Consider the following 15,155-nt stretch of genomic DNA (forward strand, 5'->3'; position numbering starts at 1 on the left):
CTTGTTGGCCTTCACGGTTTCGACCGCGTGGTGGGGCATCCTAGAGAGCGCAAAGCGACCTTGTCAATAAATAAATCATTCCGACTTATTAATTGACACGCATTGCCAACTGGGGTCATTGTAGCGGCCGACTGCCGGGAACGGCCAGTCGACCTGTCGCGAGGACGGATTCCCCGGATTGTGAGGAGCCGAAGATGGAAGAAACAGCCGCGGTTGCTGGAACTACGGTGGCCTTCCCCGGCGACAGCCGCGGTACCACTCAAACCGGTGTGAGACTGTACAACGAGCGCCTGATCCTCTCCCTCATTCGGCGCCATCGCAGTCTCGCCAAGGTCGAGATCGCGCGCCTCACCGGGCTTTCGACTCAAACCACCACGGTGATCATCAATCGGCTGGAAGCCGATGGGCTTCTTCTTGCGGGCGAACCGCAGCGAGGCCGCATCGGCCAGCCGTCGGTTCCCTATTCGCTCAATCCGGACGGCGCGTTTGGACTGGGGCTCATGATCGGCCGTCGCAGCTCCGATCTGGTGTTGATGGATTTCGCCGCCGGCATCCGCGCCAGACGACGCGTGATCTACTCCTTCCCGGCCCCCGAAGAGATCATGGCATTTGCCGAACGCGAGATGCCTGGCCTTCTCGCCGAATTGCCAGAAGCCCAGCACGACAGGATCAGCGGCATCGGCGTCGCGATGCCATTTGAGTTGTGGAACTGGGAAGCTGACCTGCAGACGCCACCCGGCGCGCTCGGCAAATGGCGTGACTTCAATGTTGCTGCCGAACTGTCGCGCCGTTTCGGCCCTTGGCCGGTGCGCGTCAGCAACGACGCGACTTCGGCATGCGCAGCCGAACTCACCTTCGGTGCCGGCGCGGCATATCGCGATTTCGCCTATTTCTACATTGGCGCCTTCATCGGCGGCGGCATCGTTCTGAACGGCAGCCTCTTCCCGGGACGCAGCAGCAATGCCGGAGCGCTCGGTTCCATGCCGATCATGCGGCGGGAGGAAAATGGTGAGGCAAGCCTTCAGCAATTGATCCGCACCGCTTCCATCTATCAGCTCGAGCGCCGACTGATCGCCGCTGGCCGACCAGGCACCGACATCTGGCTCTCGCCCGACGACTGGTCGAGCTTCGAGGAACCGCTGGAAGCGTGGGTTTCCGAGGCGGCCGCAGCGCTGGCGCAGGCGATCACCGCCCTGCTCGCAGTGATCGACTTTGAAGCCGTCATCATCGACGGTGCCTTTCCGGTCGATGTGCGCCATCGCCTCGTCGAGCGCACAAAGGAACATTGGGCCGGTATGGACCGGCAGGGCCTCACCGACGCTGTCGTGGTGGAGGGCTCGATCGGGCGCGATGCGCGCGCGATCGGCGGCGCGGCGCTGCCGTTGCTCGCGGCGTTCGCTCGCGACCACGACGTGCTCTTCAAGGATTGAGCATGGTCGTACTGATGAACGAGGGTCACGCATCATGATTCTTGTCTGTGGCGAAGCCCTGATCGATCTGTTTGTGAGGGCGCACGGCGGGTCCGCGATGTCGACCCATGCCGTTGCTGGCGGCTCGCCCTTCAATGTTGCTGTTGGTCTCGCTCGGCTCGGGGTTCGAACGGCCTTCCTGAGTGGCATTTCGCGCGATCATTTCGGCACGTTCCTCGCGGACAGGCTCGCTCGCGAGGGCGTGGACGGCAGCTTTCTCGTGCGAAGCGACCGGCCGTCCCCGATCTCGATCGTGGCGACGACCGGTGACGGCCAGCCAAACTATACTTTCCACGGCGAAGGCGCGGCAGATCGCTCGCTGAGACTTGCCCATCTCCCCCGCACGCTGCCGGACGATATTCAGGCTCTGACCTTTGGCTCCTATTCCATGGCTGTCGACCCGGTCGGCTCCACGTTTGCCGCGCTCGCCGAGCGCGAGCATGGCCGCCGCGTCATCAGCGTCGATCCGAACGTGCGACCGACCGTCGTCGGCGACATGAAAAGCTGGGCCATCGCCGCGGAGCGCTTCTACCGGACGGCTACGATGATCAAGGCGAGCGACGAGGATGTCCGCATTGCGTGGGGCGGTCGTGCCTCGATTGCCGATGCAGCCGCCTACTGGCTCGCGTGCGGGGCGCAACTGGTGGTCGTGACCGAGGGAGCAAAGGGCGCAACCGCCTTTTCGACCACTGGCAGCGTCTCGGTGCCCGGTCGTTTCACGCTCGTGCGCGACACCGTGGGCGCCGGCGATACATTCCACGCCGCGCTGCTTGCGCAGCTTGCGAAAACCGGCCGGCTCCGTCCCGAGGCCATTGCGGAGCTCGACCCGCCGGCAATCCGCGAGTTGCTCGCTTACGCGACGGCTGCCGCTGCCATCACGGTGTCCCGCGATGGAGCCGACCTGCCGACCGCCGCCGACATCGATGCGAGTACGGAGCCATGCCATGCTTGACAGAGTGACGGACACAACGCGGCACATCAAAGAGGCTCGAATTGAAGAGGGGGCGGGCATGACAAGCCGCGTCATCCCGGTGGCCCCCTTCGTCCTGACCGTTTTCGGCGTGACAGGTGATCTCGCACGCCGCAAGCTGTTGCCGGCGCTGTTTCGCCGCGATTTCGCCGGCCAGTTGCCGGATGACGCCACCATTCTCGGCGTCGCGCGCGGTGCAATGTCGCGCGATGACTTCCTCGCCATGGTGCGCGAGGCGATCGTGCAACATGTGCCGGCATCGGAAACGACGGGAGCGGAACTCGATCGCTTCCTGGCCCGCATCTGCTACATGGCTGCCGACGCGGAAGGCGAGCATGGCTGGACCGAACTGGCGGCGGCGCTATCGGCCTATGCCGACCGCATCCAGGTGCACTATCTGGCAACGGCACCGCATCTGTTCGGGCCGATCTGCGAAAGGCTCGGTCACTACGGTCTTTCAAAGGGCGATTCCCGCATCGTCATCGAGAAGCCGATCGGCAAGGATCTCGAATCCGCAATCCGGTTCAATCAAACCGTCGGGAAGATTTTTCCGGAGGAACGCGTCTATCGGATCGATCACTATCTCGGCAAGGAGACGGTGCAGAACTTGATGGCGCTGCGGTTCGCCAACGCGCTGTTAGAACCGCTGTGGAATGCCGCCCACATCGACCATGTGCAGATCACGGTCGCCGAATCCATCGGCGTGGAGGAACGCGGCCCCTACTACGACAAGTCCGGCGCGCTGCGCGACATGGTTCAGAACCATCTTCTGCAGCTGCTCTGTCTGGTGGCGATGGAGCCGCCACATTCGCTCGAAGCCGACGCCGTGCGCGACGAGAAGCTCAAGATCCTGAAGTCGCTCGAACGGATCGACGAGACGAACGCTGCATTCCTGACCGTACCGGGCCAATACCGCGCCGGCGCATGCAATGGCATCGCCGTGCCCGGCTACGCGGAAGAGATCGCAGATCGCCCAAGCTCGACGGAGACGTTCGTTGCGCTCAAGGCGGCCGTTGCAAATTGGCGCTGGACCGGCGTTCCCTTCTACCTGCGCACCGGAAAGCGGCTGCAACAACGCAGCTCCGAGATCGTCGTGACCTTCCGCAAGGTCCCGCATTCGATTTTCAATTCGAATTCGGGAAAGGCGTTGCAGACGCGGCTCGTGATCCGTCTGCAGCCCGACGAGGGAATCAAGCTCTGGCTGATGATCAAGGAGCCCGGACCGGGCGGCATGCGGTTGCAATATGTCCCTCTCGACATGAGCTTTGCGGAAGCATTCGACGTCTCCGTGCCGGACGCTTACGAGCGGCTGTTGATGGATGTGGTCCGTGGCGATGCGACCTTGTTCATGCGCCGGGACGAAGTGGAAGCGGCATGGCGCTGGATCGACCCGATCCGTCAGGCGTGGAGCCGGATGAATGAAATGCCGCGTCCCTACGTTGCCGGCAGCTGGGGCCCCTCCGCCGCCGTCGCGCTGATCGAACGCGACGGCCGGACATGGATGGAGGACGGTCCGTGACCACGGAGCAGCTTGTCGCCGATGCCAGGTCCGCAGTCAGGAGGCGTGTATGACGATCGAAGCAAAGGTCAATGCGCGGATGGCCGAAGTGACGGACCGCATCATCAGGCGCAGTCACGACAGCCGAGCACGCTATCTCGACCGCATTGCGAACGCGGCGAGCACGCCGGTCCGCCGGCGGCTGGGATGCGCCAACCAGGCCCACGCCTTCGCGGCCTGCGGCGGGCACGACAAGAAGCTGATGCAGGACGGTCACGTCCCCAGCCTCGGAATTGTCACGGCCTACAACGATATGCTCTCGGCGCATCAGCCCTACGAGCGTTTCCCTGAACTCATCCGACGCAGCGCGCGCGCAGCCGGCGGGGTCGCCCAGGTCGCGGGCGGCGTACCGGCGATGTGCGACGGCATCACCCAGGGCGAAGCGGGAATGGAGCTCTCGCTGTTCTCGCGCGAGGTCATCGCCTTGTCCACCGCGGTCGCGCTGTCGCATCAAACCTTCGACGCCGCGGTGTTTCTCGGCATCTGCGACAAGATCGTGCCGGGCCTCGTGATCGGTGCATTGTCGTTCGGGCATCTGCCCGCGGTCTTCATTCCATCCGGTCCGATGACCTCGGGCCTCGCCAACGACGCAAAAGCAAAAATCCGGCAGGCTTACGCGGAAGGAAAGGTCGGCCGCGACGCCTTGCTGGAAGCCGAGGCGCAGGCCTATCACGGCGCGGGGACGTGCACGTTTTACGGCACCGCCAATACCAACCAGATGCTGATGGAGATCATGGCCTGCAGCTGCCAGGCGCATCCTTCGTGAACCCGAACACGCCCTTGCGCGATGCGCTCACCTGTGCCGCCACCGAACGCGCATTGGACATCACATCGCTCGGCAATCAGTACATCCCGATCGGTCGCGTGCTCGACGAGCGCGCCTTCGTCAACGGCATCGTGGGGCTGCACGCCACCGGCGGCTCGACCAATCTGACGCTGCACCTGGTTGCCATGGGCGCGGCGGCCGGCCTCACACTGACCTGGGACGATTTCGCCGACCTTGCGGAGGTGACGCCGCTGATCGCGCGGATCTATCCCAACGGCTCCGCAGACGTGAATCATTTCCATGCCGCCGGCGGCATGAGCTTCCTGATCCGGGAATTGCTTGCTGCCGGGCTCCTGCACCGCGACGCCCTGACCGTCTGCGGCGCCGGGCTCGATGCGTACCTGCAAGAGCCGCGGCTCGATGTCGAGGGAAGGCTGACGTGGTGCGATGGACCGGCCGCAAGCGGCGATACCGCCGTGCTGCGGGGGACCTCTGACCCGTTCCAAACGACAGGCGGCCTCCGGGTTCTGAACGGCAATCTCGGGCGCGCCGTCATCAAGACCTCTGCAGTGGCGCCGCAGCGCCATGTGATCGAAGCGCCGGCTCGCGTGTTCCATTGCCAGGAGGATCTGCAACGGAGCTTCGCTGCGGGCGAGCTCACGAGTGATTTGATTGCGGTGGTGCGTTTCCAGGGCCCGAAGGCAAACGGAATGCCGGAACTGCACAAGCTGATGCCGCTCCTCGGCGTTCTTCAGGACCGCGGGCTGAGAGTTGCACTCGTGACCGACGGGCGGCTTTCGGGCGCGTCGGGCAAGGTTCCCACCGCGATTCACGTGACGCCTGAAGCGGCTGACGGCGGTGCGATTGCGCGGATTCGCGACGGCGACGTCATCAGGCTCGACGCTGTCACCGGCCGGCTTGACGTGCTCGTCGCCCCGGGCGAGTGGGCCGCGCGAGCCTGCGCGCAAGCCGATCTCTCCGCGGCGCATACAGGGATTGGCCGCGAGCTCTTCGGTTTCTTCCGCGAGCGAGTCAGCTGCGCAGATCGCGGCGCAAGCGTTTTTGTGACGTGAATGCAAAAGGGGGCCGGCGCAGTTGAGATCGGTTTGCATGGATAACTTGTTGCCGGGCGCGATTTGCCTTCTTGCCTGATGATGGCTCCATCCGGCTCGCAGCGCCGCGCTCATGGCCCGACGCTCTCGCGGCGTGTTTTCACCCGAGCTTTGCATTGTCATTTCATTCTCTTGCTGCCCTCAAAACCAAGAGCAACTGGGTCGGAGTAGACCGGCGATCAGACGGGCTCAAGGCTGGTGCTGGCGCACCCCCGCCTTCGGCGGCTGACGGCCTTGACCCCGTCTGCACGCCGGTCTTTGGACTTGGCATGCGCTCGGCCGAGATCCGAGCGCGAGAAGGCGCGCTCGTCAGGTCATCCTGTATCTTTTCGGATCCCACGTCTCGCCGCGAGCGATCATGGTGTTGGGGATGACGATCAGCTTGCGCATGCAGGCGACGATCGCGACCTTTGGCGGCTTGCCCTTGGCAACCAGGCGTTCATAGAAGGCCTTGAACACCGGATTGTTCAGCGTCGCGGCGCCGATGCAGGGCATGTAGAGGGCGTTCCGCACCCAGCGGCGGCCACCCTTGATGCAGCGTTCACCTCAACGTTTGCGGCTATCGTCGTCATAAGGAGCAACGCCCACCAACGCGGCGGCAACTTCGTCGCTCACCTGCCCCAGCTCCGGTAGCCCTCCAAGCAGCGCCATTGCGGTCCCCTCAGCAAAGCCTGGTACGCTCTGGATGATCTCGGCGCGTTTGGCAAAGTCCGGCGCTGACCCACTGGGAAGAAGCAGCAACCGCTAACAATTCATAGCCTGCAAAAAAGCCCCGGCGAGCCGGGGCTTTGGTTTGCGCAGACTGGGGCGATCAGTATCTCGCCGCGACCGGGGCGCCGTAGCCGCCGAAGCGATAGTTCAAGCGCACGGTGACCATATCCACGTCTTGGCTGACCCGGTCGTTGAGTACTGCCGCAAGACGCGGATCGACCACGGAGAAGGAGTTATTTGCGTGCCCCATCCACAAGTGGTCGTATTCAACACCGACCGACCAGTTAGGCGTGAAGCCATACTCGAAGCCAACACCCAAGGTGCCGCCCCAGCGCGTGCTATCCGCCGAGACCAGACCGATCCCAGTGGTGTTGTCGAATATAGTCAAGCGATTGCCGGTCACAGCCGCGCCGCCCTTCACATAGAGCAGCGCCGAATTCCAAGCCCAACCGAGTTGGCCGGTGAAGAGACCGATCGCGTCAGTCTTTGCCGTGGTTGAGAGCGTCGGATCGAGCAGGCTCACGCGCGTGTTCTTGAGGTCGGCCCAATCGCCTTGAGCTTCCAATCCGAATACAAACTGATTGGTTTGCCAGCGATAGCCAATTTGTCCACCGGCCACGCCCCCTGACCGATCACCGCACCCGCTCGCGAACGTGCCCGCAGCAGTGACAAAATCCACGCAACTGTGGCTTTGACCCCAACCGCCGTTGGCACCGATGTAGAAACCGGTCCAGTCGTAAATCGGAGCAACCACAGGCGGCGGTGCCTTGGTGTACGGACGGGCCGCCAGATCAGCCGCCGACGCGGGGGCGGATAGACCCACGGCCATCATCCCGGCCGCGACAATCAGAAGCTTTTTCATTACGAGAATCTCCCCAGAAAGACGTTCAAAAAAGTCACGAGGCAGGAATCAATGCTACCCGGTTCGCCTGAAGGTTGATGTAGCTAAGCCGCAACACCCGGCTCGGATATTTAGCGGCAAATTCTTTCAATCAATTAAGGATTTACAGGGAACCGAATGCCCTTCAACGTGCATTACGCGTAGAAGAGAGATCAGCGACTCTCGAGAGGGTCCTGTAGATCGCGCGTACCGCGCGAAAAGGCCGAACACACGGCTGCTCCGACCAACCCTGCTGCGTGAAGATTCTTCTTGCCAGCCCGCCGTCCACACATGGCCCATCGCTACCGTATCTCTCGGCCGAGGATATGTCGGCTTCTCTAATCGGCCGTTTGAGGTCAAGCACTTTCAGACTATCCGCCGCTGCAGTGTTGATTTCGCTCACGGGCTCGCGCTTCTCTTCGGAATCGGCACCAGGGCCCTTCCATCATGGGATTCGAGGACGAGGTAGAACAATCTGTCAGGCGGACTTGTCGTCAGTTTGAACGACAGGTTCAAGCCGACATGCGAACTCACCTCATCCATCGTCCCGCGAGGGACATCTTTCCACTGCTGAGTGGATCTCGAGTTTTCTCCTATCGGGTTTGATCTTGAACGGTTTTCATGCTGCTGCCGCGGTTGGCTCTTGAGTCCACCGGAACTCGGTGCCATCAATCCAAATGCGGTGCATAATGACGGCCAGCCGGCGAGCCAGCGCCACGATCGCCCTCTTCATTCCGCGGCGCCTGGCGATCTGCAGGGCCCAGGCTTTAAGCCAGCACCATTTCTTCGAACGCAACATACTCTGCGCCGCTTCGTAGAGCATCACCCGCATCATCTCATCCCCGCAGCGTGATATGCTGCCGTTCCGGTCGATCTCGCCTGATTGATATTTGGAGCAGGTCAGCCCAAACACCGCCCCAACCGACTTGGATTTTCGGAATCGAGCTGGCACATCGACGGTGGCGCGATAGGTCAGCGCCACCACCGGACCGACCCCGGGAGTCGTCATCAGGCGCCGGCACACCTCGTCGTCTCGCACGATGGCCAGCAGGCGGCGGTGCAGGATGACCATCTGTTCGCGTAGCGCCCGCCGGACCACGAGCATCGGTTCGACCAGTCCCATCAAGTCGGGGATCATCTCGACAAGCTCCTGGATGCGGGCCTCGAACCTCACCGTTCCAACCATGCCCACCTTGAGACCGAAGTTACGCAAAGTCCCTCGCAGATCGTTCTCGATGGCAATGGCTTTCGACTGCAATAGCTTGCGATGAGTCAGCAGCATGCGCAGTTTCTGGCTGCGTAGCGTCTCTACATGCACCACCCGGTACACTCCCACCCGCATCATCTGAGCGATGCCGCGCGCATCGTTGCGGTCGGTCTTGTTGATCTGCGCCTTCAGCACCGCCTGCATGTGCCGCGTCTCCACGCAGATCATCGGTAAGCTGGCTTCGGCGAGAGCGCTGAATAGCCATTGCGACAACGGCCCGGCTTCCAGTCCAATCCGCTTGAAGCAGTAGGCGGGGTTGGCCAGTACCTTCAGGAGCGCTTGAGGCTCGCTCGCCACCTTCACTTCCTTCAAGATCTTGCCCGCGTCATCCAAAATGCAGACACTCGTCTGCTTGACCGATACGTCCAATCCAGCAAATCCTTTCGCAGGTCAGACCCAAAATGATGTTGCGCAGCGGAGCGCGAATTCGAATAGGGAATTTGGCCATGGCGATTTCACACACCATGCCGTCTTCTGTTCGCGGTTATGACGGCTTGATAATTTTTGGCTATATTGCGTTTTCTGTAGTGATGCTCGCCTCAATATATTTTGCGTCGGGAGGTCCAAGCTTCGGCGACGCCGATCTGTCAGCTATGGCGGTGATGCCGTGATGCGTTTGGTAGTGTGGACCTTTTTCAGCGCGTTAGTCGTGGCCGTCGCTATTTGGGCTTTAGTCGGGCCGCCAGAGGCGGACGCAACAAGCGTGCTTCCGGTCATTGCGAGATTGCGCTGAGTAACCGAACGATAAAAGATGTGCGAGTGCTCTACAATCCGATCGTACTCAACGCGTATCTGCCTCGTGCGCAAGGAATGCGGCAATGATGATAGCAAATCCGAAAAAATCCGTCGCAGAAGAAGGGGCCGCCTGAACGTGCGCCCCCCTTTCCGTGCGTAAAGGGTGTATCAATCCAACCCCGGGTGAAAACTTCTAAGGATACAAACGACGCTTCCGGACACACGGATTGAAGCGCCCGATTGTTTCAAGATTATTTCGTCGCGCATTAAACCGTTGTTCGGCCTATGGAACCCGCTCTGTGTGGCGATTTTGGCACTCCTCTGAATTAATAGCCGCACGCCATTGCTCCCGATTCCAGATTCAGGCTTCTTAATCGAGCCGCAACTGCCTCGATGGGGACCAACGTGCACGGCGAAGCCGGATGCATCGTTTGCTGCCAAGCCAGAGCGCTGAAAGCGCTTTTTCCGGTCGCTGAAGGATGCGAGCTAAAGCTCTATGAATGTGCTGGCTGCGCTAGCCGTATGTGGCTGATCACTAGAGCATCGACGCCAAAGCGGGGGAAGAAAGAAACGCAGCCTATGACGATCAACGCTGCACTAGAAGCCGCTGCTTCGGAGTACGATTGCCGAGTGACCTATCACCCGGCAACAGGGATCGTGTCGACCCTTTGGCAGGGTAAGCAGCGATAGGCATAAACAGCCGGCAAACCTGCAATCTTTGGGAGTGTCGCAAGGTACTCCATGGGACGCCTGCATTCCTTGCAAATAAGAACCGGTGGAGTGGCCCGCCTCATTCAATGCCCTTAAAAAGCGGGAACCGTAGGGTTTTGGAATTCCGAGCGCATCCCCGGTCTAATACTGACCATTATCGAAATTCGGCGGTGGGCCGCCGACGAACGTCCTAACCAGATTGCAACGGCGCGCTCGACGGTGGTCACGAAGCCTTTGTCGAAATTGACAAGTCCTCCCCCCGCCGTGCAAGCAAGCCATAGAGGGCTGGGGGTGTGGAGGATGGGATGGATCGCGGATTGGCTTCGCCGACCTGATGTCGGAATGAAGCCTCGGAACGGCGCACAGGTGGACTTGCAACCGCTGTCGGAGCGCGGCGGACGTTGGCTCAAAGCCAACCTATTTCACTTTCCCGGAGCGGTGTGGTCACGCAAGCGCGGATGTATCGAGCTGTCAGAGGGTGACGTCATCGCGCTGCATCTCGTAGTGGAGCGCATCACATCGGTGGGACTGAGGGTTCGGTTTTATGGACGGCTCCGACGTTGGGACGGCATGTCGCCGGTCTGGACGTTGCTGGTGCGGGGGAAGCGCAGCGCACCGCTTCAAATGAACGAGGCCGCCAACTGAGGGCTGTTATCGCATCTGGGACAGAACTTCATCGTCAGGCAATTTCGCGCAGTGGCAACGCGAGCTGCACGGCGAAGGGTCTGGTCGCGTTGGCCTTGATGAAGGCTTGGAGCGCCGGGGAAGCCGGGTGGGCGTCGTCGGCCGCCCGTTCGGCTAGTTCGTCCGCGATCTCCGCTGTGGCGTCTCGCGACCAACCCTCAACGGCATTGAACACCACGATCCGCAATGGATAGGCGTACTGTCCGGACAAGATGTCGCGCAGCACGATCTCTCGATCGGTGTCGGCCTCGTCGGTCTCCCGCCAAGCGCAGCCGGCACGGGCGCCGAAGTCCTCCAACACTAGATAGATATCTCGATCGAGACGGTCGGACGGCACGATCGACGGCGCGCTACGCATGACGCAACTCCGGAACTGTTGACGATCAACCGAGACCGGTCGTTCTAAGTTCCCGTCAATGCCGTCCGGCGTCAAGCTCATCCCGAGCCGCCCGCGCAATCTCTCGCGCCTCTATCAGCGCCCCTGCGTGATGTGCCGCACAGCGACTACCAACGGGGTCGTCTAATCTTGACCAACAAGTTGAGGGGCTGCTCCTTAACGGCGACCACATCGCACAACCGGGAGAGGGACCATGATTGACAACAACCACGAGCTGACAATTGGTGAACTCGACGCCGTGAACGGGGGCCTTTTCAAGGAAATCGCTGCCAAAATCATCGAGATCGTTAAGAGCCCCGGAACCCCATCGCAAGGCGGCCCAAACGATCCGGCCCAGATGTTCCAGGAAGTATTGCAGCAGCTGACGCAATAAGGCTGTGGCTGATCTGTACCTCATCCGGGTCGCCGCGCTGTTCGATTGCAGACCGGGCACGGCTCGTCGGGAGCGCCGCACGGGCTTGGTCGGCTCTCGCTGCTCCAGAATGGCCGGCCAGAACGGGTCTCGCAAATCACACCACTGACAGAACTTCATCGATTGATCGCTTCCAGCTCATCCCGAGCAGTACGCGCTACCGTCCGCGCCGTCTCCAGCGCGACATCGCGCTTCAGCGCTTCGGGCCGCAGGCGCCGACTAGGAAGTTCATCCCAGTAGAAGTAGCGGCTCGGCCGACCATCGCCGTACCGCACCTCGAAGCTGCCGCAGTCGGGCACAGCCTCGTGCTTTATGAGCGGATCGAAGTGATCTTCGACGCTTGCATGCCACTCATCAAAGCAGCGATGCAAGTAGCTCGCAAATTAATCCATAGTGGGTCGCATCATCGGCGAGCTACTGGCGGTCGTGGGTGTTGAAACGAGCAGCCGTGCATCCTCTCGACCACCGATCTACTCGCCTTCGATCACCCTGTCCTTTGTGGACCGCAAGCTGCGAACGTAATAACCCCGCCGCTGAACAGCCGATTTGATCTCATCGCTCACCTTCAGAATTCTTCGTCTACTCTTGCGCCACCTCTTGCCGGAGTAAGCTGCCGGGATCGGCGAGCCCAATTCTAAACCGAGCAAGTCGCTCGTCCCGTTGCGACGATAGACATCAAACACGTTCCGCCCCCGCGATCTTTTAATTTGAACCAAGAATGGAATGCGCTTTGGTCGTGTCAATGGACCAGCTTGGAACCTCGGATGATCGCGCAGGTTGCAGCCTCCCAGCAACATATGCTACTTGTGAATTGCGGGGAAAATGCCCCCTTAGTGGCACGATCTACTTATGTTTCTGTTTGGATGTTGTGCGCATGTCACGCCAACGCACCAGCTCTGCTCTTGATCAATACCAGCTTGCTGTCGATGAGATCGTTGCAGCTTGTGACGGTGATTGGCGCGGCGCGCTCAGAGCGCTGATGCTGCTGAATGAGCGGCTGGAGCTGAGATTGGAGCAGATGAGTGAGGTTCATCCTCCTCACCAGCGGCTGCATTAGTACGCAGGATGGGTTGGGCCTTTGCGAAACCCATCACTCCCGCGGCCTCCGATCGCTGCGTGCGGGCTCGTCGTAGCCCTTGCGGCGGCTGTAGAACATCAGGGCCGTCAGGCCGACGCCGATCACGAACATCAGGACGGCAGCAACTCCAAGGATGACATTGCGGTAAAGCGGCATTGGTGAGGTGGCTTGCCACACCGACGCGCAGTACCAGACAGCCAGAACAAGAAGAGCTGCCAGAGCCGCAGAGAGAAGCCAATGCCTGGTGTTGCGCACAATTGCCTCCATCATAGGAACTCGGGACCCGCACAAGCTCCGCGACAAATCTGCCGCCGCCGGGACGTGAGACTTTCGCGGCGGCGTTGCTAAACCCATCGCCAGCCGCAATGACGACGACCGCGGTGCCACCAGCAAACCCAGCGACGGCGACGGCGCGGCGGCGGGCGGCCCCAGCCGGGAGCAGGTCCCCAACCGGGACCCGGTCCCCACTGCGCCTGGGTCAGGAGATCCGACCGCCCGGCGGCCTTGGCAAGATCGGGAGCCATCGGCATCGCTTCCGCGGCCTCAATGAAACGAACCCCAATCGCGCCGATCGCTGCGGCGGCAACGGCGTTCCGGGCAAAGCCAAGAAAAGCTCGACGGTTGGGAGCGTCCATCATCTTTCTCCTCTTGTTATGCAGTGCTTCGCGCAGCGTGAAGCGCGTAGAGCAGCCAGGCGAGGCCGTGCGAGATCAGATCGACGCCCAACAGGAAGCCGAGCGCCCAGGCGCTGATGGTGGGAAAGCCAAACAGGATGAGCAGCCCGGCAAGGACCGCGAAGAGACCGGAGACCAGCATCATCCAGCCGTTCTGCCGCCAATAGGCGAAACTCAGCACGCATCTGATGACACCGGATGCGAACAGCACGGCGCCGAGAAAATAGGTCAGGATCAGGGCGCCCGCAGCCGGCTGCGTCAGAAGCACGTGTCCGAGGGCGACATAGAGTGCGCCGAGCAGGATCTGCCACAGGAAGCCGCCCCACCCCCTGGTCCAGAAGGCATGGACGATCTCGAACGCACCCGCTGCAATTGCCGCCAGCCCGATCAGCTTCACGCTGATGACAGTCGCGAGCACCACATCGCCGAGCACCGCGACGCCGGCGCCGATCATCACGATGCCGAGAAGGACGCAGACCCACAGGGGCGGAGGACCCAGCGCTTCGACGCCGGACCGGCCGTCGTAGACCGTCATGCCATCCTCCTGGACCGCGATCATCTGCCTGGCATGATAACTTCGACCCCGCGGCCTCGGCATCCGACGAAACCCTGAGCAAGGAAGCGGGAAATCCAACGTCGTCACCCGCTGTCGCGCGCTATCGCCGGCCGCGTGGGCCCAATGTCAGATTGGTGACGCCGGCCGCGAGATTGAGCCCGATCGATCGCTCGATCGACAGTGGCTGCAACATGATACTTCGGCGCGAACCGCCAATCAGAACGTTGGCTCCGAGGCCCGGTCCAAGAGCGATGGCGCCGCTCGCTCCCACATAGTTCCCGCGCAAGGTGGCGGGGCCGATCCGGGAATTCCTGGCGAGGACGCCCCAGGACAAGGTGCCGGCCGAGGTCACGCCAAGGTCGAGACCGATGCGCCTGATGCGTCCCTCATAGATATAGGGTTGACCTGTCCTGCGCGCGTAGAACACGCAGCGCAGCGCTTGCGCCGATCCAAGGACCAGCCCCACCCGCGGCTCACTGAAGCACAACAGTCTGCCGACCCGGAATGCCTCGGCGCGGGCGGGCAAGGCGGTGCATATCAAGGCGAACGCACCGATGAAAACGAGCCGCATTGTTCGCATTCAAGCCTCCCTGTGGTTGTTGACGGATCTCGTCGCTGGCCGTCGGTCCTGGCGAAGCCAGAACGTGATGCCGAGCCCGATCAGCAGCACGGCACCCAGCAGGAAGAAGAAGACCGACTGCTTCAGCCAGGATATCGCCGGGACGGCCAAGCCCATCGCAAGGCCGAGGAAGGAGATTTGCAGCGACAGAAGGCTGACGCCCGCGAGAAACGTGCCGAGTGCGAGCAAGGTCAGCAGGACGAGGCCGGTCGCCGGTGTGGGAAGCAATTGCTGCACGCCCGACACCAGCATGATGTTCATGGTGACCAGGACGGCAACCCAATGCAGTGCCTGGGTCCAGATCAATAGGAGCTGGGCCTCCTTGCCCTCCGTCTCCGGCCATTTGGTGACGACGCAGACGACGCCGATGGACAGCGCCAGGAACTCCCAATAGCCGACAAGAGGCTGGTGGGACACGTTGGTATAGGCGACGCCCGCGATGGCGAGCACCAGCGCCACGACATAGGGCAATTGCTGCCACAGGAAGTGAGCCATCCCCGAACGCGGCGCGGGGCTCTCCGTGCCATCGTTCCGTTCCACATCGACGTCGCTCATG

General features: G+C 61.7%; 16 protein-coding genes and 1 pseudogene. 8 read left to right on the forward strand and 9 right to left on the reverse strand.

Annotated elements, in window-relative coordinates:
- The first annotated feature begins 194 nt into the window (after positions 1-194).
- The 4 genes and pseudogenes from XH80_RS28910 to edd all read left to right on the forward strand — a co-directional run bounded on the left by XH80_RS28910 (position 195) and on the right by edd (position 5,836).
- On the forward strand, positions 195-1,430 hold the full coding sequence (locus XH80_RS28910; protein ID WP_271601503.1) for an ROK family transcriptional regulator: 1,236 nt from the start codon (positions 195-197) through the stop codon (positions 1,428-1,430).
- A 34-nt stretch (positions 1,431-1,464) separates the two neighbouring features.
- The gene (locus XH80_RS28915) at positions 1,465-2,421 is read left to right on the forward strand and encodes a carbohydrate kinase family protein (protein WP_271601504.1); all 957 of its coding nucleotides are present in this window, start codon (positions 1,465-1,467) and stop codon (positions 2,419-2,421) included.
- A gap of 58 nt (positions 2,422-2,479) precedes the next feature.
- On the forward strand, positions 2,480-3,958 hold the full coding sequence (zwf, locus tag XH80_RS28920) for a glucose-6-phosphate dehydrogenase (protein WP_271601505.1): 1,479 nt from the start codon (positions 2,480-2,482) through the stop codon (positions 3,956-3,958).
- A gap of 49 nt (positions 3,959-4,007) precedes the next feature.
- Positions 4,008-5,836 (forward strand): annotated as a pseudogene (gene edd, locus XH80_RS28925) (phosphogluconate dehydratase).
- Positions 5,837-6,184: 348 nt separating this feature from the next.
- Here edd and XH80_RS28930 read toward each other — a convergent pair.
- From XH80_RS28930 to XH80_RS28940, 3 genes are all read right to left on the reverse strand, one after another.
- On the reverse strand, positions 6,185-6,370 hold the full coding sequence (locus tag XH80_RS28930) for a hypothetical protein (RefSeq protein ID WP_271601506.1): 186 nt from the start codon (positions 6,368-6,370) through the stop codon (positions 6,185-6,187).
- A 316-nt stretch (positions 6,371-6,686) separates the two neighbouring features.
- A complete protein-coding gene (locus XH80_RS28935; protein WP_271601507.1) occupies positions 6,687-7,448 on the reverse strand; it encodes an outer membrane protein in 762 nt (253 codons plus the stop codon).
- Positions 7,449-8,085: 637 nt separating this feature from the next.
- The gene (locus XH80_RS28940; RefSeq protein WP_271601508.1) at positions 8,086-9,102 is read right to left on the reverse strand and encodes an IS110 family transposase; all 1,017 of its coding nucleotides are present in this window, start codon (positions 9,100-9,102) and stop codon (positions 8,086-8,088) included.
- Between the two features lie 77 nt (positions 9,103-9,179).
- Between XH80_RS28940 and XH80_RS28945 the strand changes: the two genes are divergently transcribed.
- Together XH80_RS28945 and XH80_RS28950 are read left to right on the forward strand one after the other, a co-directional pair.
- Positions 9,180-9,344 (forward strand): hypothetical protein, encoded by a 165-nt coding sequence (locus tag XH80_RS28945; protein WP_271601509.1) that lies wholly within the window; start codon positions 9,180-9,182, stop codon positions 9,342-9,344.
- Positions 9,345-10,479: 1,135 nt separating this feature from the next.
- Entirely contained in the window at positions 10,480-10,824 is a 345-nt protein-coding gene (locus XH80_RS28950) for a hypothetical protein (protein ID WP_271601510.1), read from the forward strand.
- Between the two features lie 34 nt (positions 10,825-10,858).
- On the opposite strand, the gene XH80_RS28955 is transcribed toward XH80_RS28950, so the two are convergent.
- Positions 10,859-11,221, reverse strand: coding sequence for a hypothetical protein (locus tag XH80_RS28955; protein WP_271601511.1), 363 nt, complete (start codon positions 11,219-11,221; stop codon positions 10,859-10,861).
- 232 nt (positions 11,222-11,453) lie between these two features.
- Between XH80_RS28955 and XH80_RS28960 the strand changes: the two genes are divergently transcribed.
- On the forward strand, positions 11,454-11,633 hold the full coding sequence (locus tag XH80_RS28960) for a hypothetical protein (RefSeq protein WP_271601512.1): 180 nt from the start codon (positions 11,454-11,456) through the stop codon (positions 11,631-11,633).
- A 155-nt stretch (positions 11,634-11,788) separates the two neighbouring features.
- Here the strand turns inward: XH80_RS28960 and XH80_RS28965 are convergent, their stop codons facing one another.
- On the reverse strand, positions 11,789-12,043 hold the full coding sequence (locus tag XH80_RS28965; protein ID WP_271601513.1) for a hypothetical protein: 255 nt from the start codon (positions 12,041-12,043) through the stop codon (positions 11,789-11,791).
- A 503-nt stretch (positions 12,044-12,546) separates the two neighbouring features.
- Here XH80_RS28965 and XH80_RS28975 point away from each other — a divergent pair.
- Positions 12,547-12,729 carry a hypothetical protein gene (locus XH80_RS28975; protein WP_157083625.1) on the forward strand — a complete coding sequence of 61 codons (183 nt, stop codon included), beginning with the start codon at positions 12,547-12,549 and terminating at the stop codon, positions 12,727-12,729.
- A gap of 33 nt (positions 12,730-12,762) precedes the next feature.
- Here XH80_RS28975 and XH80_RS28980 read toward each other — a convergent pair whose 3' ends face one another.
- From XH80_RS28980 to XH80_RS28995, 4 genes are all read right to left on the reverse strand, one after another.
- A complete protein-coding gene (locus XH80_RS28980) occupies positions 12,763-13,020 on the reverse strand; it encodes a hypothetical protein (protein WP_333968862.1) in 258 nt (85 codons plus the stop codon).
- 381 nt (positions 13,021-13,401) lie between these two features.
- Positions 13,402-13,959, reverse strand: a complete 558-nt coding sequence (locus tag XH80_RS28985) for an HdeD family acid-resistance protein (RefSeq protein WP_271601515.1) — start codon at positions 13,957-13,959, stop codon at positions 13,402-13,404.
- A 121-nt stretch (positions 13,960-14,080) separates the two neighbouring features.
- A complete protein-coding gene (locus XH80_RS28990) occupies positions 14,081-14,560 on the reverse strand; it encodes a DUF992 domain-containing protein (RefSeq protein ID WP_271601516.1) in 480 nt (159 codons plus the stop codon).
- Complete coding sequence (locus XH80_RS28995; protein WP_271601517.1) at positions 14,561-15,154, reverse strand: hypothetical protein; 594 nt, start codon at positions 15,152-15,154, stop codon at positions 14,561-14,563.
- Position 15,155: the final 1 nt, after the last annotated feature.

This window comes from Bradyrhizobium sp. CCBAU 45384 (assembly GCF_028128665.1).
GTDB classification, from domain to species: Bacteria; Pseudomonadota; Alphaproteobacteria; order Rhizobiales; family Xanthobacteraceae; genus Bradyrhizobium; species Bradyrhizobium manausense.

Excerpts from the sequence above, each read along its gene's own strand:
- XH80_RS28990 (WP_271601516.1), bottom strand. The coding sequence starts at position 14,560 with ATGCGAACAATGCGGCTCGTTTTCATCGGTGCGTTCGCCTTGATATGC.
- XH80_RS28955 (WP_271601511.1), bottom strand. The coding sequence starts at position 11,221 with ATGCGTAGCGCGCCGTCGATCGTGCCGTCCGACCGTCTCGATCGAGAT.
- XH80_RS28935 (WP_271601507.1), bottom strand. The coding sequence starts at position 7,448 with ATGAAAAAGCTTCTGATTGTCGCGGCCGGGATGATGGCCGTGGGTCTA.
- zwf (WP_271601505.1), top strand. The coding sequence starts at position 2,480 with ATGACAAGCCGCGTCATCCCGGTGGCCCCCTTCGTCCTGACCGTTTTC.
- XH80_RS28960 (WP_271601512.1), top strand. The coding sequence starts at position 11,454 with ATGATTGACAACAACCACGAGCTGACAATTGGTGAACTCGACGCCGTG.
- XH80_RS28945 (WP_271601509.1), top strand. The coding sequence starts at position 9,180 with ATGGCGATTTCACACACCATGCCGTCTTCTGTTCGCGGTTATGACGGC.
- XH80_RS28985 (WP_271601515.1), bottom strand. The coding sequence starts at position 13,959 with ATGACGGTCTACGACGGCCGGTCCGGCGTCGAAGCGCTGGGTCCTCCG.
- XH80_RS28930 (WP_271601506.1), bottom strand. The coding sequence starts at position 6,370 with ATGCCCTGCATCGGCGCCGCGACGCTGAACAATCCGGTGTTCAAGGCC.
- XH80_RS28915 (WP_271601504.1), top strand. The coding sequence starts at position 1,465 with ATGATTCTTGTCTGTGGCGAAGCCCTGATCGATCTGTTTGTGAGGGCG.
- XH80_RS28910 (WP_271601503.1), top strand. The coding sequence starts at position 195 with ATGGAAGAAACAGCCGCGGTTGCTGGAACTACGGTGGCCTTCCCCGGC.
- XH80_RS28950 (WP_271601510.1), top strand. The coding sequence starts at position 10,480 with ATGGGATGGATCGCGGATTGGCTTCGCCGACCTGATGTCGGAATGAAG.
- XH80_RS28995 (WP_271601517.1), bottom strand. The coding sequence starts at position 15,154 with ATGAGCGACGTCGATGTGGAACGGAACGATGGCACGGAGAGCCCCGCG.
- XH80_RS28980 (WP_333968862.1), bottom strand. The coding sequence starts at position 13,020 with ATGATGGAGGCAATTGTGCGCAACACCAGGCATTGGCTTCTCTCTGCG.
- XH80_RS28975 (WP_157083625.1), top strand. The coding sequence starts at position 12,547 with ATGTCACGCCAACGCACCAGCTCTGCTCTTGATCAATACCAGCTTGCT.